This window comes from Paraburkholderia sp. (assembly GCF_028283785.1).
Taxonomy (GTDB): domain Bacteria; phylum Pseudomonadota; class Gammaproteobacteria; order Burkholderiales; family Burkholderiaceae; genus Paraburkholderia.
The window spans coordinates 198,371-220,967 of sequence record NZ_JAPWKB010000017.1 but is presented as its reverse complement, the minus strand read 5'-3'; the positions used below and the strand labels follow the sequence as shown (position 1 = coordinate 220,967).

General features: G+C 65.8%; 6 protein-coding genes. All 6 read left to right on the top strand.

Features of this window, described 5'->3' with window-relative positions; all coding sequences use genetic code 11:
* Nucleotides 1–26 precede the first annotated feature (26 nt).
* The 6 genes from PW947_RS19605 (at nt 27) to PW947_RS19580 (ending at nt 22,582) form a co-directional block, all read left to right on the top strand.
* Nucleotides 27–938 (top strand): ABC transporter ATP-binding protein, encoded by a 912-nt coding sequence (locus tag PW947_RS19605; protein WP_299634016.1) that lies wholly within the window; start codon nt 27–29, stop codon nt 936–938.
* 680 nt (nt 939–1,618) lie between these two features.
* On the top strand, nt 1,619–1,864 hold the full coding sequence (locus PW947_RS19600; RefSeq protein WP_299634015.1) for an MbtH family NRPS accessory protein: 246 nt from the start codon (nt 1,619–1,621) through the stop codon (nt 1,862–1,864).
* Entirely contained in the window at nt 1,830–2,657 is an 828-nt protein-coding gene (locus PW947_RS19595; RefSeq protein ID WP_299634014.1) for an alpha/beta fold hydrolase, read from the top strand. The genes PW947_RS19600 and PW947_RS19595 overlap by 35 nt, the downstream gene beginning before the upstream one ends.
* A 90-nt stretch (nt 2,658–2,747) precedes the next feature.
* Nucleotides 2,748–4,190 (top strand): peptide synthetase, encoded by a 1,443-nt coding sequence (locus PW947_RS19590; protein WP_299634013.1) that lies wholly within the window; start codon nt 2,748–2,750, stop codon nt 4,188–4,190.
* A 207-nt stretch (nt 4,191–4,397) separates the two neighbouring features.
* On the top strand, nt 4,398–15,767 hold the full coding sequence (locus PW947_RS19585; RefSeq protein WP_299634012.1) for a non-ribosomal peptide synthetase: 11,370 nt from the start codon (nt 4,398–4,400) through the stop codon (nt 15,765–15,767).
* Entirely contained in the window at nt 15,764–22,582 is a 6,819-nt protein-coding gene (locus tag PW947_RS19580) for a non-ribosomal peptide synthetase (protein ID WP_299634011.1), read from the top strand. Before PW947_RS19585 ends, PW947_RS19580 begins: the two co-directional genes overlap by 4 nt.
* Nucleotides 22,583–22,597 lie beyond the last annotated feature (15 nt).

Sequence of the window (22,597 nt, the reverse complement as noted above, 5' to 3'; positions counted from 1 at the left end):
AAGCACAGAGTTAAAAGGATTCCACCATGTTAAATCCACAGCCGGTCCCGTCATATCTGATCCAGTCCGAACCCGTACGCGAGCGCTTCGACCGTCTGAAGTCGCGTGAGGTGATTCTCGAAGTGCGCGATCTCGGCAAGCGCTTCGACACACCGACGGGTCACCACATCGCACTGAACGACATCAACTTCAAGACGCACCGCCGCGAGTTCGTCTGCGTGCTTGGACCGTCGGGATGCGGCAAGTCCACGCTGATCCGTATTCTTGCGGGCCTCGAACAGCAGACCAGCGGCGCGGTTCTGCTCGACGGCGAGCCCGTCGAAGGTCCCGGCGCCGACCGGGGAATGGTGTTTCAGGGCTACACGCTGTTTCCGTGGCTGACGGTCAAGAAGAACGTCATGTTCGGGCTCAAGATGAACGGCCACAGCACCATGCATGCGGAACGCGAGGCGCTGCAATGGCTGGATCTGGTTGGTTTGACGAAGTTCGCGGACGCGTATCCGCATCAGTTATCCGGGGGCATGAAGCAGCGTGTGGCGATTGCGCGCGCGCTCGCCAACCGGCCGCGCATTCTGCTGATGGACGAACCGTTCGGCGCGCTCGACGCGCAGACGCGCGCGAAAATGCAAACCCATCTGCTGGATATCTGGCGAAACATCGACGTCACCGTGCTGTTCATCACGCACGACCTCGACGAGGCGATCTTTCTTGCCGACCGGATTCTGGTGCTTAAAGCGAATCCCGGCGAAGTGCAGGAGTTGATCGAAGTGCCGGTGCCACGACCGCGCGATTATTCGCAGGTGACGTCGCCCGAGTTTCTGGCGACGAAGGCGCGTTTAGAGGCATTGATTCACCCGCCGACGGAGCACGATGCAGAAGACGACGCCGTCAAGCCGCATATGGTCCGCATGACTGACGTCGACGATAACGTCGAATAGCGCAAGAGCCGGGTTCGTGACTTCGGGCAGTGGCAGGCCCTTTCGCAAGAGGGGACTGCTGCGCCTCTGACACGGATCTCGCGCCGCTGACCGTCTCGGTCATTTTACTTTCTAATGCCTTTCATTAATCCTGCGTTTGCCTAATGATTGGCTGAATACCAGGACGACTTATATCTATTCCCCTTCTCGCGTTCAGGTTATTGCCGCATAACCCATCTAAAAATCGGCGATAAAAACCTCGCTAAAAGCACTTCGCATAATGCTTGAAAAGCACGCGAAACGACCCCGTTTTTCGCGGCTTTGGCGCGACCTGAATTGATTTGCGGAGCGTTGTCGATTGACAAAATTTAACGTTAAATTGACTAATATTTAACGTAATTTGCCAGGCGTTCGTCGTGACTGCATGTCCGCAGTGCACACGCTTGCGCGGCACTAACACCGTCATTTTTCTAGCAAAACTCAGCGTGCGCATCATTGAAGTTCGCATCGTACTCAGCACGTCGTATGCCTTTCTAAATTTCTTGACAAGCGGCCACCCAACATTTAATTTGTCTGGCGATAGGAATGCTTCTCATTTGAAAATAAATGGCATTTGGAGTCAGTCCGCAGAGGGCGCGTCGGTTGCAGCGCACTGTGCGATCCCAAATCTCTGAATTCATTCACGTGGCGTAGGAGTGCTGATGAGCTGGGGCGATGAGAACACCCGTTTCAAGGTCGTTGTCAATCACGAAGAGCAGTACTCGATCTGGCCGGATTTCAAGGCCGTTCCGGCGGGCTGGCGTGCCGTCGGCAAGGAAGGCACGAAGGACGAATGCCTTCAGCATATCGAAGCCGTATGGACGGACATGCGTCCGTTGAGCTTGCGCGAAGCAATGGCGGACCGGAGCGGCAATGCCGCAACGGATGCCGGCGGCTCGCAGGCCTGACGTGTCGGCGGATTCCCGGGCGTTGCGCGAGGCGTCGCCGGTGACGTTGTTCTGCTTGCCCTATGCGGGCGGACATTCGATGACCTACCGCGGCTGGCGCGACCTGCTGCCATCGTGGATCGAATGTGTGCCGCTCGATTTGCCGGGGCACGGCCGCCTTCGCGCAATGTCGCCGCTGAGCGACTGGCCTGCGTTGATCGATGCGCTGATCGATGCAATCGGTCCGTTGCCCGCACAGGATGTAGCGATCTTCGGGCACAGCATGGGTGCGCTGGTCGGGCTCGAACTGGCGCATGCGCTACGCGAGCGAACCGGCCGCACGCCTGCGTGGCTCGGCGTCTCCGCATGCGTTGCGCCACTGCGGCGAGACTACGAAACGAAGTGGCTCGATTGCAGTGTCGGCGAGATGGTCGACGAATTGCGCCGGCTCGGCGGCACGCCTGAAGCGTTGCTCGAAGACGAAGAGTTTCTCGATCTGGCATTGCCCGTTTTGCGAGCGGATTTCCATTTGTGCGCGACTTATGTGCGTCGCGCGCATGACGTGCGGAAGCCCCTCGATTGCCCTGTCGCGGTTTTTGGTGGGCGGGACGATACGGTATCCGAACAATCGGAAAACCTGTCGGCCTGGTGTCACGAAACAATCGCACAATTCTCTGAACATACGTTGGATGGCGGCCATTTCTTCGTCGAAACGGCGCGTCGCCAGTTGACTCGCGACATTGCGACCGCGTTGCGCGACGTGCCCGGCGTAGCGAATCGATCGCCGGCGATCGTCGCCGCCGGTTGCGCGTAAGCCGGCTGCCGCGCGTCGGCCGCAAGCGTGTTTCCTTCGTCCTGTCTCTACTGATTCGGCCGGATCGTCGGCCCCAAGGAGCTATTACTCATGACGCACCGCCATCCCGCGCTGTTCGATTTCGGTGACTTTTCCGGACGAAGCGAAGAGTATGTCGCGCTGATCAGGCAGTTCGCCGCCGCGCAAGCGTTTCGCAGCGCGACGGTCGATGAACTCGTGCTCGACGACGATTACCATCGTCGTCCGTTGCGTCCCGAAGACTTCGACTTCCTCAAGTTCATGAAGCCGGTGCGCAGCGACAACGTGAGCCGTTTGCCGTCGCTGGCGTCGAACCGCACGTTGCTGTCGATTTACGAACTGGACGTCGCGCGGATGCCGCGCAGCGCCGACCCCGCCGACTGGCAGCGCTTCACCGAGTTCTACCGCGACGACGTGAAGACGCTCGGCGCGCAACTGTCGCCGTTCCTCGAAGCGTATGCGTTCTCGTATCTCGGCAATCTCACCGCAGGTGACGAAGGCGTCGATGCGGCCGCAGAACGCCTGCTGCGCATCTTCGACGACGAAACAGCGTTCTGGGATCAAACGTTTGCGCGGCTGATGCGCAACGACTACCTCGAAGAGGGACTGCGCTTCATCATGGTTCAGCGCTGGGCGCTCGCGCCTTCGCGTCGCCGCGCGGTGGCGCAAGCGCTTGCCAGCGGATTCTTCGACGGCTTGCCGGTCGATGCGCGTCCGACGATCGAAGGCGATCTTCCGGATGACGAACTGTTGAAGCGCATCGCCGGAAGCTGCGGCGTGACGCGTCAGCAGCACGCGTACTGGCAGTTCTATCTGCCGACCAGCATGGCGAAAACCAATCTGCTGTACGCGTTGGCACGCCGTCCGGATCGCGCGTTCGCGCTGGCGGGCGCCGTGTTCGCCGCCGAAGCGGAATGGCTGGCGTTCGGCGTGGCGCTCGAACGCGCCTGCGCGCATTTGCAGCCTGCACATCGTCGCGCGGGCGATGTCGAGTCGCGCAAGCATGAACTGGTTGGGCGCTTCGCCAATGCGCTGCGCGCGATCGGCGAACGGTTCGGCGATGCGGCGCTCGCGCAATGCGTGAAGGGCGCGGCCGCAGGCGAGCATCTGGCCGAGCGTGGCCGCTGGGATCTCGGCGAGCAGTTGAAGTGGCTGTCGGCGATTCCGCGCTTCTGCGATTTCGCGCGGCGCATCAGCGCGCGCATCGATGTCGAATGCCCGGACATCGACCGGGAAACCTTCGTCGAGCCGCATGAAATGTGCTCGACGACGCACGTTCACAACGATCACCGGCTCGTCACCATCCAGGAAGGCGAGATGCTGTTCTGGGGCAACCTCGGCATGCAGTTGCAGATGAACGAAGGTGACATGGTGCTGATTCCCGATGGCCGTCTGCACGGTTCGACGGTGATGTCCGGCGTCTGCACGTATCACCAACCGATCATTCCCGACGACTGGGTTCAGGCGCTGGTGCTCGAACTCGAAGCGCCGAAACCGGCGCGAGTCGCCGCGTAGCCGCGTGATCGCGCGCGACGCGTAGAGCATTTCCAACGGAGTGCCTCGCACTCCGTTCTTCAGACACCTCGTTCGAAGGTGCTGATTCTCCCCACAAAAAATCCATGACAAGCACCTGTTACAGGGCCTGTATCGGCGCACTGTCGTCGTCGGCCGCCACGTGCGGACCGCCGGCAGCACGCCGGGTGCGGAACGAGAGGAACGAAAATGCGGACGAACGAAGAGATGACGCAACACAACGCAACGTCGTCGCTGGACACGATCGACGAGGAGACCACCATGAGCGGCTTCGATGCGGCGGACTGGAAAAGCCGGATCATTGCCGGACGTGTGACCGGCGCGGCGGCACAGCCGCCCGCATGGCTCGATGCGTCGTACGAGACCTTGCGCGAGCAGGTGATGGACCCCGCGTATCCGTGCTTCTTCGGCACGATGGCCGAGCGGCGCGGCGAGATGTTCTATTCCTTCGTCAACGGCAAGGACATTCGCGATCTGCCTGCGACCATGCAGACGTTCGCGGAACTCGCGTCGTTGCCGCAATATCGCAAGAACAATATCGCGGTGTTTTTCGAGCCGGACGCGGTCCCGCTGTCGCACGACGACTATCACGGGCTCTTCTGGGACGCGCTCCAGCAACTGCATAACGTCGATCCCGATCCGACCGCCGACCAGCAGCCGGAGCCGTCGCACGAGGACTGGGAGTTCTCGTTCGCGGGTGTGCAGATGTTCGTCGTGTGCGCGTGCCCGTCGTTCCAGTTGCGTCACAGCCGCAATCTCGGTCCGGGCATGGTGCTGCTGTTCCAGCCGCGCAGCGTGTTCGTCGATACGATCACCAACAAGGTGATCGGCCGCGAGGCGCGCAATCAGGTTCGAAAGCGTCTGGAAACCTGGGACGATACGCCCGCGCATCCGGACCTCGGCTTTTACGGCGATCCCGGCAATCTCGAATGGAAACAGTATTTCCTCGACGATAAAAACGTCGCGGCCGCCGATGTCTGTCCGTTCCTGAAGCGCAAGGCGCGCGAAGCGGGCGTGCAGTCGGCCGTCGCAAAACCGGCCGAGGCTCAGGCCGAATCGGAGCCTGCCTTAGCGGGCTTAACGTCGAAACCCGCTGCACAACCGCAACCGCAACCACCGGCCGCGCCGCAACCGGATATGGCGGCGATCGCGCGAAGCTACGCGGGCTTGCCGTCGGACAAGCGAGCGACTTTCCGCGCGCGTTTGCGCGAGCGCGGCATGTCCGGCAAACAGCTTCCGGTGATGCCGCTCGAAGGGCGGTCGCACCGTTTTCCGCTGTCGTCGGCGCAGGCGCGTTTGTGGTTCCTGTGGCAACTCAGCCCGGACGACGCGAGTTACAACATCGCCGGTGCGCTTCGACTCGAAGGCGCGCTGGATGTCGAACGGCTGCGTGCCGCGCTCGATCATGTGGTCGCGCGGCATGAATCGCTGCGCACGCATTTCGAAGAAAACGACGGACAGGTCGCGCAAATCGTCGGCGGCGTGAATTACGCGTGGTCGCAGATCGATGCGACGGATGCGGTGTCCACATCCGCATCCGCGTCGCTCGACCAGCGCTTGCAGGCCTTGTCGCTCGAACCGTTCGACCTGACACGCGGGCCGTTGCTGCGCGTCGCATTGCTGCGCGAAGGGTCGGCAGAGTCTGCAGCCAGCGTGTCGCATGTGCTGCATGTGTCGATGCATCACATCATCGCGGATCACGCGTCCGTCAAACTGCTGCTCGACGAATTCGTCGCCGCTTACGGCGATCTGTGCGAAGGCCGCAGCCTCACAGCGGCTGCGTTGCCCGTGCAATACGGCGACTTCGCCGCGTGGCAGCAGGAATGGTCGGACGACGGCGAGCGCGAAACCGATCTCCAGTACTGGACGGGCCAACTCGGCGACACGCCGGCCGCACTCGAACTGCCGGTCACGAAGAAGCGCGCGGGCATTCGCAACGTACCCGGCGCGCGCGTCGGCATGACGCTCGACGCCGCGCAAACGCGCGCGTTGAAGCAACTCGCGGCCGCACATCGCACGACGCTGTTTACGTTGTTGCTGTCGGCGTATGCGGTGCTGCTCGCACGGTATACCGGTCAGAAGGATGTACGGATCGGCGTGCCGGTATCGGGCCGCAGCCGTCTGGAAACGGAACGGCTGATCGGCTTTTTCGTCAACACGCTGGTGATTCGCGCCGACCTCAATCACGTGCCGAGTTTCGGTGCGTTGCTCGGCCAGCTTCATCAATGCGTGCTCGACGCGCATCGTCACGACGCGTTGCCGTTCGCGCAACTGGTCGAGGTGCTGCAACCCGAGCGCAGCGCCGGGCAGACGCCGCTGTTCCAGGTGATGTTCAACCACACACGCGCGCAACGGGTTGCGTTCGACGTGGCTGGATTGCATGTGTCCGAACTGTCGGGCGATCTGCCCACCGCGCGTTTCGACCTCGTGCTGAACGCGGTCGAACGTGACGACACGCTGCGTCTGTCGTTCAACTACGCGGCGGACCTGTTCGACGAAGCCATCGTCCAGCAGATGCTCGACCATCTCGGCGCAGTGCTCGCGCAAGCCGCGAGCGTCGTCGATCAACCGTTGTCGCAGATTGCGCTGACGCATGCGCAGTCCGGCGACGCGCACGCGTTGCGCACCGCATTCGATGCAACCGGCGCGCGCTTCAGCCGACGCGCCGCGTTGCAGCCGCACGCGCCCGCGCTGCACTGCGAGGGCGAACGGCTCGCGTATGGCGAACTCGAACGCTGGACCAACCGCATCGCCGCGCGTCTGAACCGGCTCGGCGTGACCGCGGACCAACGGATCGGCCTGTGCGTCGAGCGATCGGCCGCGCTGGCGGCAGGCGTGCTCGGCGTGTTGAAATCGGGCGCGGCGTTCGTGCCGCTCGATCCCGCGTATCCGCTCGAACGGCTCGCGGCGATGCTCGACGACGCGGGCATCGAGCGCGTGCTGGTGGATCAGACCGGCGCACAACGGCTCGGCGATCTGCTGCGAGATCGCGAGGCCGTGGATATCGCGGCGCTCGCCGACTCCGCTGAAACTACCAATGAATCCGCACACGCCGACAGCGCGCCGTGCGTCGCCGCGATTCATCCGGAGCAACTAGCGTATGTGATCTACACGTCGGGTTCGACCGGTCGTCCGAAGGGCGTTGCTATCACGCATGGCACGTTGTCGCAGCATCTGGACGACTTTATCGGCACGTACGGCATTGCCGCGACGGACAAGGTGCTGCAATCGTCGACGATCAATTTCGACGTCGCGCTGCATGAACTGCTGCCCGCGCTGCTGATGGGCGGTCAGGTGGAAATGCGCGGCCCGCAACTGTGGGACCCGGAAACCACCAGCCGTCATCTGATCGAAGAAAAGGTCACGTTCTCGCGGATTCCGACCGCGTACTGGCAGCAATGGCTGCGCGATCCGCCTTCGGCTGCGTCGCTCGCGTCGCTGCGTCAGATCACGGTCGGCGGCGAAGGTTTGCCTGGCGATGCGCTGCGCCAATGGCGCAACGGGCCGCTCGGCCACATCCGTCTCGACAACCTGTACGGGCCGACTGAAACGACGATCGCGTGCATGTTCCGCGAGACGCGCGCGCTCGACGAAGAGCAGGCCATCGTGTCGATCGGCGGTCCGTATCCGTCGCGCTCGGTGCGCATGTGCGATGCCGACGGCAACGATGCGCCGCCGGGCGCGACCGGCGAGCTGTGCATCGGCGGTTATACGCTGGCGCGCGGTTATCTGGGGCGCGCCGCGTTGACGGCGGAACGCTTCGTGCCCGATCCGCACGGTCCGGCGGGCAGCCGCCTGTATCGCACTGGCGACCTCTGCCGCCGTCGTCTGGACGGCAGCATCGATTTTCTTGGCCGGCTCGATCAGCAGATCAAGCTGCGCGGCTACCGGATCGAACTCGGCGAGATCGAAGCGGTGTTGCGCGAAGCGCCCGGTGTCGAAGCAGCCGCCGCGGCATTGCGCGGTGAAGGCGACGCGAAACGGCTAGTCGGTTACGTCGTCGGCGATGCGGACGACGCGGTGGTCCGTCGCGTGCTGCAAAGCCGTTTGCCGGGTTATATGGTGCCGTCGTCGCTGATGTGGCTCGACCGCTTGCCGACGATGCAGAACGGCAAGCTCGATCGCGCCGCGCTGCCTGAGCCCGGCGTCGAGGCGACCCGTCAGCGTACGGCCGCGCGCACGCCGCTCGAAGCGTCGTTGCTCGCGATCTGGAAAACAGTGCTCGGTCACGACGAAGTGGGCGTCACCGACAACTTCTTCGAAGCGGGCGGCCATTCGTTGCTGATGATGCGGGTGGCCTCGCGGATCCGCCAGGAACTCGAACTCGACGTCTCGCTGCGCACGTTGTTCCTGAATCCGGTGCTGGCCGATCTCGCCGCCGAACTCGACGCGCAGGCGCCTCGCGCGGCTGACCGGATGACGCGCCGCGAAGCCGGCGCGCGCATTCCGCTGACCGACGGCCAGGAACGCCTGTGGTTCCTGTGGAAGCTCGAACCTGACAGCGCCGCGTACACGATTTCCGGCGCCGTCAATCTGACCGGCGCGCTGGATCGCAATGCCGTGCGGCGCGCGCTCGACGGTTTGCTCGATCGTCACGAGAGCCTGCGCACGCGCTTTGTCGAAGCGGACGGCCAGCCTTGGCAAGTGGTCGACGATGCGCGATCGTACGACTGGCGCGAAGAACATGCCGGTGGCGCCGACGAACTCGACGCGCGTCTGAAAGCGCTGACGCGGATGCCGTTCGATCTCGAACGCGGTCCGATGCTGCGCGTCACGTTGCTGACGAACCCGCACACGCCGGACGACACCGTGTTGCATTTCGCGATGCCGCACATCGTCTCCGACGCGTGGTCGCAAGCCATCCTGCTGCGTGAATTCGGCCACTTCTACGAAGCCGCGATCCACGAGCGGGCGCCTTCCTTGCCCGCGTTGCCGGTCCAGTACGGCGACTACGCGGTGTGGCAGCGCGCCCGTCACGATCCGGCCGCGCACGAAGCGCAATGCGCGTACTGGGCGGACACGCTCGGCGGCGAACAGCCGTTGCTTGCGTTGCCCGCCGACCGGCCGCGCCACGGCGCGCGCAGCAGTGCGGGCGCCACGCTGCGCCGCACGCTCGACGCCGCGTTGACGTCATCGCTCGACGCGTGCGCCCACGAACATGGCGCAACCCGTTTCATGACGCTGCTCGCCGCGTTCGGCAGCCTGCTTCAGGGCTATAGCGGCCAGCAGGACGTGCGGGTCGGCGTGCCGGTTGCAGGACGTGACCGGCTCGAAACGGAATCGCTGCTGGGCTTTTTCGTCAATACGCTGGTGATCCGGATGACGACGCCGCGCAGCGCGCCGTTTGTCGCGATGCTCGACGAAGTGCGTGATCGCGTCGTGAGCGCGCACGCGCATGCGGACGTGCCGTTCGCGTCGCTGGTCGAGCGGCTTCAGCCGCAACGCAGCGTCGCGCATACGCCGCTGTTTCAGGCGATGTTCAACTACAGCGCGCAGAACGCCGCGCCGCTCGCGTTGCCGGGAATCGTCGCGCGTACGTTGACGGGCGTGGCGTCGGCGGCGCAGTTCGATCTGTCGCTCGACGTCGCCGTCGATGGCGATGGGCTGAAGCTGTCGCTGACCTACGCCACCGATATTTTCGAGCACGACACGGCAACCCGTCTGCTCGACAGCTATCTCGGCGTGCTGCATCAGATCGCGCGCGATCCCGCCGCGCGCAACCTTGCGTTGCTCGACGACAGCGAGCGGCAGCGGCTGCTCGCCTGCGGCCGCAACGACCTGACATTCGACGCGGCGATGCCGGTGCATCGTCTGTTCGAGCGTCAGGCCGAATCGACGCCGGACGCTATCGCGCTGCAATTCGACGGACAAACGCTGACGTATCGCGAACTCGACGCGCGCGCGAATCGCCTCGCGCATCGGTTGACGACGCTCGGCGTCGGGCCGGACGTGAAAGTGGGGATCGGCGTCGAACGTTCGCTGGAGATGGTGGTAGGTTTGCTCGCCGTGCTGAAAGCGGGCGGCGCGTACGTGCCGCTCGATCCGTCGATCCCCGCCGCGCGTCGTGCCTATATGGCAGCCGATAGCGGCGTGCGTCTGCTGCTGACTCAAAGTTATCTGGCGCAGCGCGACGCATCGGTGGACGGATTGCGCGATCTGCCGGTCCTCGAACTCGATCGCGTGAATCTGGACGGCGAGCCGTCGGATCGCGTGACGATCGACGTGCACGGCGAGAGCCTCGCATACGTGATCTATACGTCGGGATCGACCGGCAAGCCGAAAGGCGTAATGGTGACGCACGCGGCGCTGGGCCACTTTATCCTCGGCATGCAGCAGGCGCCCGGCCTCGCGGCGGACGACGTGCTGGTCGCGGTGACCTCGCTGTCGTTCGATATCGCCGCGCTGGAGTTGTATCTGCCGTTGTCGGTCGGGGCACGGATCGTGATCGCCTCGCGTGAAACGACGCGCGACGGTGCGGCGCTGGCGCGCCTCGTCGATGCATCGGACGCGACCGCATTGCAATCGACGCCTGCGGGCTGGCGTCTGCTGCGCGCGGGCGGCTGGCCGTTCAGCGCGCCGGTCCGCTTCAAGGCGCTGTGCGGCGGCGAAGCGTTGCAGCCGGATCTGGCGCGCGACCTGCACGGTCTCGGCATCGACGTGTGGAACATGTACGGCCCGACCGAAACGACGATCTGGTCGGCGGCCGGACGCGTGACCGATGCATCGCCCGCGCTGGGCGCGCCGGTCGCGGGAACGCAGTTGTACGTGCTCGACGCGAATCTCGATCTCGCGCCCGCGAACGTGGCGGGCGAGCTGTATATCGGCGGTGTCGGGCTGGCGCGCGGTTATATGGGACGCCGCGCGTTGACGGCGACGCAGTTCGTCGCCAGTCCGTTCGACGCGAACGGCGGTCGTCTGTATCGCACCGGCGACCTCGCGATGTGGCGTGCCGATGGCCGCCTCGACTATCTCGGGCGGATCGATCATCAGGTGAAGATTCGCGGCTTCCGGATCGAGCTGGGCGAAATCGAGGCGCAACTGCTGACGCATGCGGATGTGCGCGAAGCCGTCGTGGTCGCTCGCGATGCAGCGGACGGCGCGCGCCTCGTCGCGTATGTCGCGCCGCGCGCGGACGCATCGATTGACACCGCGACGTTCGGCGAACAGTTGCGGCAACGGCTCGGCGCTGTGTTGCCGGACTACATGGTGCCGGCAACGGTGATCACGCTCGACCGTTTGCCGCTGAATGCGAACGGCAAGGTGGATCGTCATGCGCTGCCCGAACCCGTCCACGCGGACGCTCGATGGGAAGCGCCGCAAGGCGACACCGAAACCCTGCTCGCGGCGATCTGGCAACCGTTGCTGCGCGTCGAGCGGATCGGACGGCGCGATCATTTCTTCGAACTCGGCGGTCAGTCGTTGCTGGCGCTGCGCGTGGTGGCGGCGTTGCGGGCGTCGCTGAAAACCGACGTGCCGGTGCGGCTGGTCTTTGCGTCGCCGGTACTCGCGGATCTCGCGCGCGCGGTCGCCGAACTGGCGGCGCGGGATGCGCAAGCTGCACCGCCGACCGCCGCTGCGAATACGTGGACCGATGTGATTCCGGCGCGTGCGGCGGGGCTGTCGATCGTGCCGCTGTCGGCGGCGCAGGCGCGCCTGTGGTTCTTCTCGCGCCTCAATCCGCACAGCGCGGCATACAACCTGCCGGGCGCGGTCAAACTGGACGGCGCGCTGGATCGCGATGCGTTGCGTGCCGCGCTGAGCGTGCTGGTCGCGCGTCACGAATCCTTGCGCACGCGTTTCGTCGAAACGGACGGCGTGCCGATGCAGGTTATCGAGGTGACGGAGCCGGTGTTGTCCGTGCTCGATTTCGAGGATGTGCCGCACGACGCGAAAGCGCAGCGTGTCGCCGACGCGCTGTACGCGATTTCGCGCGCACCGTTCGCGCTCGAACACGGTCCGCTGCTGCGTGTCACGCTGATCCGGCTCGGCGCGTGCGAACACGTGCTGCATGTCGTCACGCACCACATCGTGTCGGATGCGTGGTCGAACCAGTTGATCCTCGACGAATTTTCGCGCGCGTACGCGGCGATCCTGCAAGGCCGCAACGCCGATCTCGCGCCGTTGCCGGTGCAATACGCGGACTACGCGCTATGGCAACACGCGCCCGCGCAACTCGCGCGCGCCGAAGCCGAACTCGATTTCTGGCGGATGCGGCTCGGCGGCGAGCAGACTGCGCTCGAACTGCCGTTCGATCGCCGGCCGCCGGCGACGCGTAACCAGACAGGCGGGCGCGTGAGTACCGAACTCGCGTCCACGACCGTCGATGCGGTTCGTGCGTTGTCGCGCCGTCACGATGCGACGGGCTTTATGGTGTTGCTGGCTGCGTTCGACGTGCTGCTCGCGCGTTACAGCGGCCAGCAGGACATTCGCGTCGGCGTGCCCGCAACCGGCCGCGACCGGCTCGAAACGCAACAGATGGTCGGTTTCTTCGTCAATACGCTGGTCGTGCGCAGCGATTTGCGCGGACTCGATAGCGTCGCGGCGCTCGTGCAGCATGTGCGCGAACGCGTACTCGAAGCGCAGGCGCATCAGGACGTGCCGTTCGCGCGCGTCGTCGATGCACTCAGCCCGGATCGCAGTCTGACGCAAACGCCGCTTTTCAGCGTGATGTTCAACTACGATCACGGCGCGCAAGGCGGCGGTCTCAGCTTGCCGGGTCTGCGCGCATCGCAGGTCGATACGTCGACGGGAACGGCGCGTTTCGATCTGGTGCTGTCGGTGCGCGAACGTGCCGACGGGATGGCGGTATCGCTGACCTACGCGCGCGACGTGTTCGATGCATCGACGGTGGAAACGATGCTCGACCGTTATGTGTCGGTGCTGGAACAGATCGTCGCCGACGAGCACGTGCATCCGGCCACGCTGCAACTCGCGCCCGAACTCGCGCAGCGTGCCGTCGATCCGTTGCACGCGCATCCGTTTGCGCCGATCGGCGCGCGGATCGCGGCGCAAGCGCAGCGGCAACCGGCCGCGCCCGCCGTGCATTGCGAAGGCGAGCGCCTGACCTACGGCGAACTCGATGCGTGGTCGGCGCAGATTGCGCGGACCTTGCAGGCGCGTGGAGCGAATGCCGAAACCCGTGTCGGCTTGTGCCTGACGCGCTCGGCCGGACTGGTCGCGGCGCTGGTCGGCGTATTGCGCTCGGGCGCGGCTTTCGTGCCGCTCGATCCGGCGTATCCGGCCGAACGGCTGCGCGCGATGATCGACGAGGCGCAACTGTCGTGCGTGTTGGGCGACGCGGCTACGCTGGCGTCGTGCGGCGCGCTGTTCGCCGGTCGCGACGCGTTCGATATCGCAACGCTCAAGGCGGCTTCCGCCGATGCCGCGTCGGCGGTTCACGCGCCGATTCATCCGGAGCAACTGGCCTACGTGATCTACACGTCGGGATCGGCGGGACGGCCGAAGGGTGTGGCCGTCAGCCATCACGCGTTGAGCCGTCACCTCGATGACTTTATCGGCACGAACGGCATCACCGCGCGCGACACGCAGTTGCAATCGTCGACGATCAATTTCGACGTTGCGCTGCACGAGATGTTGCCCGCGCTGATCCAGGGCGGCCAGGTCGAGATGCGCGGCCCGCAACTGTGGGACATCGACACCACCAGCCGTCATCTGAAGGAAGGCCGCGTGACGTTCTCGCGGATTCCGACCGCGTACTGGCAGCAATGGCTGCGCACGCCGCCGCCGGCTGCGGACCTCGCGTCGTTGCGGCAGATCACGGTGGGCGGCGAAGGCTTGCCGGGCGACGCGCTCGCACAATGGCGCGACGGACCGCTCGCGCATATCCGGCTCGACAACCTGTACGGCCCGACGGAAACCACGGTGGCGTGTATGTATCGCGAGACCCGCGCAGCCGATGCCGATCAGACCATCGTGTCGATCGGCGAGCCTTACGGGTCGCGCTGCGTGTACGTGATGGACCGCGACGGCAACGAATTGCCGGACGGCGCGCTGGGCGAACTGTGTATCGGCGGCTTGACGCTCGCACGCGGTTATCTGGATCGTCCGGGCCTGAGCGCCGCGAGCTTTATTCCCGATCCGCTGATTCCGGGCGCGCGCTTGTATCGCAGCGGCGATCTGTGCCGACGTCGCGCCGACGGCAGCATCGATTTTCTCGGCCGTCTCGATCAGCAGGTGAAGCTGCGCGGCTTCCGGATCGAACTCGGTGAAATCGAAGCGGTGCTGCGCGAAGCGCCGGGCGTCGAAGCGAGCGCGGTTGCGCTGCATGGCGAGGGCGACGCAAAGCGGCTGGTCGGCTACTTCGTCGGCGATGCGGACGAAACGACCGCACGCGGCGTGCTCGAAAGCCGTCTGCCGGCGTATATGGTGCCGGCCGCGCTGGTGCGGCTCGAACGTTTGCCGCTGATGCAAAACGGCAAGCTCGACCGTCACGCGTTGCCTGCGCCGCACGCGCGCGACGCCGCCGCGAAGGCCGCGCCGCAGACGCCGCTTGAAGCGCAACTGCTGGGCATCTGGCAGGACGTGTTGCCGCGCGGCGAGTTCGGCGTCACCGATAACTTCTTCGATGCAGGCGGCCATTCGCTGCTCGCGCTGAAAGTGCTGGCCAAGGCGAAGGACGCCGGTTTGCCCGGCGTCACGCTCGAAGCGTTGTTCCAGCATGCGACGGTGCGCGCGCTCGCGGCGCATCTCGGCGCGCTTGCCGCGTCGCAGCCCGCGACGCAAAACGGCGCGGCATCGCCTGCGGCGAATGTCGTGTCGATGAGCACGCGCACCGATCTGCCGACCGTGTTCGCAATTCACCCGGCGTCGGGTCTGGTGGCCGACTACCGTCCGCTGGCCGCCGCACTCGACGGCGTGGCGAGCGTGTACGGCGTGCAGGCGCCGTTCTACACCGAAGACTGGTGGCCGGGCGATCTGTCGGAACTCGCTGCAGATTACGCGGCGCGCATCCGCAGCGTGCAGCCGCACGGCCCGTACCGGTTGATCGGCTGGTCGGTAGGTGGGCTGATCGCGACCGAAGTTGCGCGCGTGCTGGCGCAGGACGGCGGCGAGGTGCCGTTCGTCGGCTTGATCGACGCGTACGTGCTGGGCGCGCAAGACACGATCAGCGACGAAGCGCCGGTCAGCTACGACCAGATGCGCAACTATCGCGCGGCCGACGCGGAGCTGCAGAAAGTGCTCGACGATTCCGGCAAGAAATGGCCGTCGGTGCAAGGCGGTTTGTCGGATGCGGGCACGCGCGCGTTGCTTAGCAAAGTGCTGCTGTTCCAGCGTCACATCGGCCATATCGTCCGCTATACCGAACGGGCGCCCGTGCCGGTCGATCTGAAACTGTGGTGGGCGCGGCACCGGCCGCATCGTCCGGCGCGCGAAGCGATTGCGTCGTGGACAGCGCGCACGACCGGACGCGTGCTGCAAGGCGGCGAGATCGACGCGGACCATAAACACATCGTGCGTCACAGCGATCTGTTCGACGATCTCGCACGCGCGATCGTCGCCAGCGCGGCACACGATACGCATCCGGAGCGTCTGCGATGAATGCACGTCAGTTCACCACGTGGCAAACCGGCGAAACCGGACTCGCGGCACGCTTGCGCCTGCTCGCGCAACAGCGGCCCGACGCCACCGCGCTGATCGCGATCGACGCCAGTGGCGAAGCGCGCTACGACTATGCGGAACTGGATCGCCGCGCGAGCGTGCTGGCCGCGTCGTTCAGCCGCGACCGCGCGGCGGGCGAGCGCGCGCTGCTGCTGATGGACAGCGGCATCGACTATGTCAGCGCGTTTTTCGGCTGTCTGTATGCGGGCGTCGTCGCCGTGCCGGTCTACCCGCCGGAATCGAAACGCGAACAGCATCTGGCGCGGTTGCGCGGCATCGCGCAGGACGCGGGCGTGCGTTACGTGCTGACGAGCGCGGCGTTGCAGGAACGCTTCGTCGAACAGTACGGCGAGCTTGCGCCCGGCGCGACGGTCGTAGCCGTCGATGCGCTGGCCTCGCGCGATCCCGGCGACGGTGCTTTTGCGCTTTATCCCGTGCAGCCGTCGGATATCGCGTTTCTGCAATACACGTCGGGTTCGACCGGCACGCCGAAAGGCGTGATGGTCAGCCACGGCAATCTGCTCGCCAATGAAATCGCGATCAAGTCGGGGCTCGGCGTGCAGGACGACGACGTGTTCGTCAGCTGGTTGCCGCTTTATCACGACATGGGTTTGATCGGTAGTCTGCTGCAACCGGTTTTCAGCGGCATTCCGCTGGTGCTGATGTCGCCGCAGTATTTTCTGGAACGGCCGATGCGCTGGCTCGACGCGATTGCGCGCCATCGCGGCACGATTTCCGGCGCGCCCGATTTCGCCTACCGCTTGTGTGCGGAACGGATCGGCGACGACGCACTGGCGAGGCTGGATCTGTCGAGCTGGCGGCTGGCGTTTTCCGGTTCGGAACCGGTGCGTCGAGACACGCTCGACGCGTTCGTCGCGCGCTTTGCCGCGACCGGTTTCGACGCGGCGGCGCTGTATCCGTGTTACGGGCTGGCCGAAGCGACGCTGTTCGTGACGGGCGGCACGCGCGGCGCGGGTCTGGTGTCGCACCGTTTCGACAGCGCGTCGCTATCGGCGGCGCGGGTCGTCGAAGCGAACGGCGACGCAGCGTCCACGATGCTGGTGGGATGCGGCGTGACGCAGGCGGATCATCGGGTCGCCATCGTCGATCCGGCGAACGGGCACACGCTCGACGACGGTCGCGTCGGCGAGATTCACGTCAGCGGTCCGAGCATCGCGCATGGTTACTGGCAACGCGACGACGCCACCGCGAAGAGCTTCGTGACCGCGTTCGACGGCGACCGCGCGACGCGCTGGCTGCGCACCGGCGATCTCGGTTTTGTCCACGATGGACAGCTGTATATCGCAGGGCGCGCGAAGGATCTGATCATCGTGCGCGGCAGGAATCTGTATCCGCAGGATGTCGAGCAGGCCGTCGAAGCGCATTGCGAATTCGCGCGTAAGGGCCGCGTGATCGCGTTCGGTGCGGAACTGGCCGGCAGCGAAGGACTCGCGCTTGCGCTGGAAGTCGCGCCGCGAATGAAAAAGCGTTTCGCGCCCGACGAGATCGTCGCGCACGTAAGCCGTTGCGCGTTCGATGCGTGTGGCGAGACGCCGTCGGTGATCGTGCTGCTCAATCCGGCAGCATTGCCGAAGACATCGAGCGGCAAGCTGCAACGCGCGGCGACGCGGCACGGCTGGCAGGATCGCTCGCTGGATATGTACGCATTGTGGGAGCGCGGCACATTCGAGATCGGCGCCGAACAGGTCGAGGCGGCACACGCCGCGCGCGCGATGGCGTCGGTGCAGACGTTGGATACGCTCGACCCGCGCGAAGCCGAACTGGGCGCGTTGTGGCGCGAGGTGCTCGGCGCGGAGATCGGCCTCGCGCCGGACACGCATTTTTTCGCTGCGGGCGGCAGTTCGCTGAGCGCGGCGCGGCTTGCGGTGCGAATGAGCGAACGGTGGGGACGCCGCTTCGAAATCGGCCAGGTCTTCGAATCGCCGACGCTTTCCGCGATGGCGGCGGCGCTCGGCGACACGCTCGCGCAAGCGGAACCGTCGCGCGAACCGACCGGACTGGATGCGCCGATCGAAGCGCTGGACCCAGCTGATGAGCCGGTGGTGTCGCATGCGCAACAGCGTCAACTGTTCGCGTGGCGCCTCGATCCGGACAGCCGCGCGTATCACATCGCGGCGGGTATCCGTCTGCATGGCGCGCTGGATATCGATGCGCTGCGGCACAGTTTCGACCGGCTGAGCGAGCGACATCCTGCATTGCGCACGCATTTCGCCGATGCGCCGGAGACGCGCGACACGGTTGTGCCGCGGGTTCGATCGGCGGAGCCGTTGCCCTGGTTCGAAGCCGATCTGTGCGATCTGCATGACGACGACGCCATCGAACGCGCGCTTGCGGATTGCGCGCAGCGCTTCGCTGCTGCGCCGTTCGATCTGTTGCGTGGGCCGGTGTTGCGCGTCGGTCTCGTCCGGTATGGCGCGGACCGGCATCTGCTGATGTTCGCGCTGCACCACATCGCCACCGACGGCTGGTCGATGCAGATCGTCGTCGATGAATTCGTCGCGGAATACCGGGCCGCGCTGGACGGCGCGCAGGCGGATCTCGCCGCGCCGTCGATCGCGTATGTCGATTACGCCGCGTGGCAGCGTCGCTGGCTCGATAGCGCCGACGCGCGGCGTCAACTCGACTACTGGTGCAACGAACTCGCCGACGAAGCGACGCCGCTGAATCTGCCGTTCGATCGCGCGGTGGCAGCGGGCGCTGCGCACAGCGACGGCGATGCCGCGCAGCTGTCGGCGCGGACGGCGGCGCGCGTGTCGTTCAGCTTGCCCGCCGCGTTGTCGCGGACGCTTCGCGACGTCGCGAGCCGGCATCGCGCGACGCCGTTCGTCGTGCTGCTGGCCGCGTATCACGCGTGGCTGTATCGCGTGACGGGACACGGCGCAATCCGCACGGGCGTACCGGTCGCGAACCGGCAACGGCCGGAAACGCAGGACGTGGTGGGCTTTTTCGTCAACACGATCGTGTTGCGCAGCGACTGCGACGCCGCGGCGACGCTCACGGAACTGTTCGAGACGCTGCGTCGCAAGACGCTCGACGGTCAGGCGAATCAGGCGCTGCCGTTCGATATGCTGGTCGAGCGGCTGAACCCCGCGCGCGATGCGCAGCAGGTGCCGCTGTTCGACACCACGTTCAATTATCTGAACGACGACTATCCCGCGCTGGAGCGTTTGCCCGCGCTGCGTGCGACGCGCTTCGAGATTCCCGACGCGCACGTCAAGGTGCCGCTCGCGCTCGATATGCGCGAATCGAAAGATGGCACGATGCGCGGCTATCTGACCTATGCGAGCGCGCGATTCGACGCGGCGAGCGTCGAGCGGATGGCGACGCAGTATCTGCGCGTGGTCGAAGCATTCGCCGCCGCGTTGACGGACGATCGGGCCGCCGCTACGCTGGCCGGCCTCGATCTGCTGGGCGCGGAGACACGTGCGCGGATTTCGGCGGACAGCCGGGGTGCAATGGTTCCGACGCAAGAGCCGACCCATGTTCCGTATTCAGGCGAAGCGGTTCATATGCGCGTCGCGCGTCACGCGGTCACGCAGCCGGACGCACCGGCCGTGATCGACGGCGCGTCGAGCGTCAGTTATCGCGAACTCGACGCACGTGCGCAGCGGGTTGCCGGATGGTTGCGCGATCGAGGTTTGCAGACCGGCGAGCTGGTCGCGATCGTCGCGGATCGCTCGACGGCGTTCGTCGTGGCGATGATCGGCGTGCTGAAGGCGGGCGGCGCGTATGTCGCGCTCGATGCCGCCAATCCGCCGCAACGCGTCGCGCAGACGCTGCGCGACTGCGGCGCGCGTTTCGTGCTGCATCAACACGCGGAGCGTGCGTCCGACATGCCGCGTTCCGGAGATGCGGACGATGTTGACTATGCAGACGATCTCGACGGCGTGCGGCACGTCACGATCGACGTCGCGCAACGGCACACGTCCGACGCGGCGCAGCGCTGGCCGGTCGCGACCGATCCGCGCGATGCCGCGTATGTGATCTATACATCGGGATCGAGCGGCACGCCGAAGGGCGTCGTGATTCCGCACGCCGCGCTGACCAACTATGTCGATGCAGTGCTGGCGCGCCTCGCGTTGCCGCTGCGCGCGCGGTTCGCGATGGTATCGACGGTGGCCGCCGATCTCGGGCATACGGTGCTGTTCGGCGCACTCGCGACGGGCGGCGCGCTGTATCTGGTCGATCGCGACACGACACTCGACGCCGACCGTTTCGCGCATTACATGGCGACGCACCGGATCGACGTGCTGAAGATCGTGCCGGGACATCTGCATGCGTTGCTGCAGGCCGACCGTGCCGCCGACGTTCTGCCCGCGCATACGCTGGTGCTCGGCGGCGAAGCGACATCGTGGTCGCTGCTGGACGCCATCGGCGCATTGCGTCCGGCGTGCCGCGTCGTCAATCACTACGGTCCGACTGAAACCACGGTCGGCATTCTGACGCAGGATGCGGCGCACGCGAATCGCGACGCGGCGATCGTGCCGCTCGGCCGTCCGCTCGACAACTGCGCGACATGGTTGCTCGACGCGCATATGAATCCGGTCGAGGCGGGCGAAACCGGCGAGTTGTATCTGGGCGGCGCGGGTGTGGCGCGCGGTTATCTGAACCGTGCAGCGCTGACGGCCGAGCGTTTCGTGCCGGACCCGTTCACGCCGGGCGCGCGTCTGTACCGCAGCGGCGACCGCGCGCGACGTCTGGCGGACGGCACGCTCGAATATCTGGGACGCATCGACGATCAGGTCAAGATTCGCGGCTATCGCGTCGAGCCCGGCGAGATTGCGGCACGACTGCGTGCGCTCGACGGCGTGCGCGATGCGGCGGTGATCGTCGTGGCGGGCGCGCGGCTGGCCGGATTCGCGACGCCGAAGCCCGGTTGCACGCTCGACGCGGCGTGGTTGAAGCAGCAGCTTGCGGCTGCGTTGCCCGATTACATGGTGCCGTCGGTGTTGCGCGTGATCGCGGATTTGCCGCTGAACCGCAACGGCAAACTCGACCGGCAGGCGCTCGCGGCGCTGGCGCGGCCGCCCGCGAAGACACGCAAAAATGGCAATGACGGCCACGACGCGCGCGCCGTGCCGCAAGGCGAGACTGAAATCGCGCTCGCGCGAATCTGGTCGGATCTGCTGGAACTGCCCGCCGATGCGCCGCCTGTCGCACGCGACGACAGCTTCTTCGCGCTCGGCGGACATTCGCTCGCGGCGATGCGGCTGCTGTCTAGAGTGCGCGGCGCGTGGGCGATCGAGTTGCCGTTGCGCGCGGTGTTCACCGCGCCGAGCTTGCAGGCAATGGCGACGGCGATCGACGGATTGCGCGGCGCGACCGCCGGTTTGGCCTCCGATGCGCCGATCCGCGTGGTCGAGCGAGATGCGGCGATGCCGTTGTCGATGATGCAGCAGCGCATCTGGGTCGTCGATCAGCTGGCCGGAAATGCGCTCGCGTCGTACAACATGGCGGCCGGTCTCGATCTGCGCGGACCGCTCGACGCCGACTTGCTGCACGCGAGTCTCGCCGCGCTGGTCGCGCGCCACGAAGTGTTGCGCGCGTCGTTTTCCAGCGACGACGACGGCGATCCGGTGCTGACCCTCGCGCCGCATCTCTATGTGCCGATGCCGGTGCTCGAACGCGACGGTCTCGATCCGAGCGACCGCGAGCGGACGATCGCGAGCCTGCTCGCCGAGGCCGCGCAGACACCGTTCGATCTCTCCGCCGCGCCGTTGCTGCGCGCGTCGCTGATCCGTTTCGACGCGCAGCATCACGTGCTGATCGTCGCGTTGCATCACATCGTCGCGGACGGCGCGTCCGTGCATATTCTGCTCGACGAGTTGTGCGCCGGTTATCGCGTTCGCCGCGACGGCGCGCAGCCAACACCGGCGTTACCGGCGTTGGCGGTCCAATACGCCGATTACGCGGTCTGGCAGCGCGAAAGGCTGACGCCGTCGGCGGTTCGTGCGGAGCAGGATTTCTGGCGCGCGTATCTCGCCGGTGCGCCGCATTTTCTGGCGTTGCCGGCCGACCGGCCGCGTCCCGCACGGGCGTCGCACGATGGCGACGCGCGCAGCTTCACGCTGTCCGCCGCGACCGGCGCGCGGGTCCGGACGCTCGCCGCGGCGCACGGCATGACGCCGTTCGCCGTGCTGCTCGCGAGCTTCCAGGCGTTTCTGCATCGCGTGACCGGTCAGGCGGATCTGCTGATCGGCACCGACGTGGCCGGTCGCGACCGCAGCGAACTCGAAGCGCTGATCGGCTTCTTTATCAACGTGTTGCCGCTGCGCTCGCGGATCGCGGACGACCGCGCCAACGCGGCCAGTTTCGATGCATGGCTCGACGCATCGAAGCATGCGACGTGGGAAGCGCTCGAACATCGCGCGTTGCCGTTCGACCGGATCGTCGATGCGATGGCGGTGACGCGGCGTCGCGATGCGAATCCGCTGCTGCAGGCGTTGTTCGTCTTGCGCGATCTGCCGCGCGACAACACCAGCGTGCCGGATCTCGGCATCGAACTGCTGCGTCCGCGCACCACGCAATCCAAGTTCGACATGGCGCTGTTCGTCGAACCGGTAGCGGGTGGTTACGAGGTCGAATGGGTGTACGCGACCGCGTTGTTCGATGCATCGACGGTGGCGAACTGGTTCGATCAGTGGCGCGCGCTGGTCGATGCCGTGACCGCCGATCCTCTCGCACCGCTCGATCTGCCCCAAGCCGGCCAGACCGCCGTGGCCCTTACGCAATAAACGGGAGTACGTCAT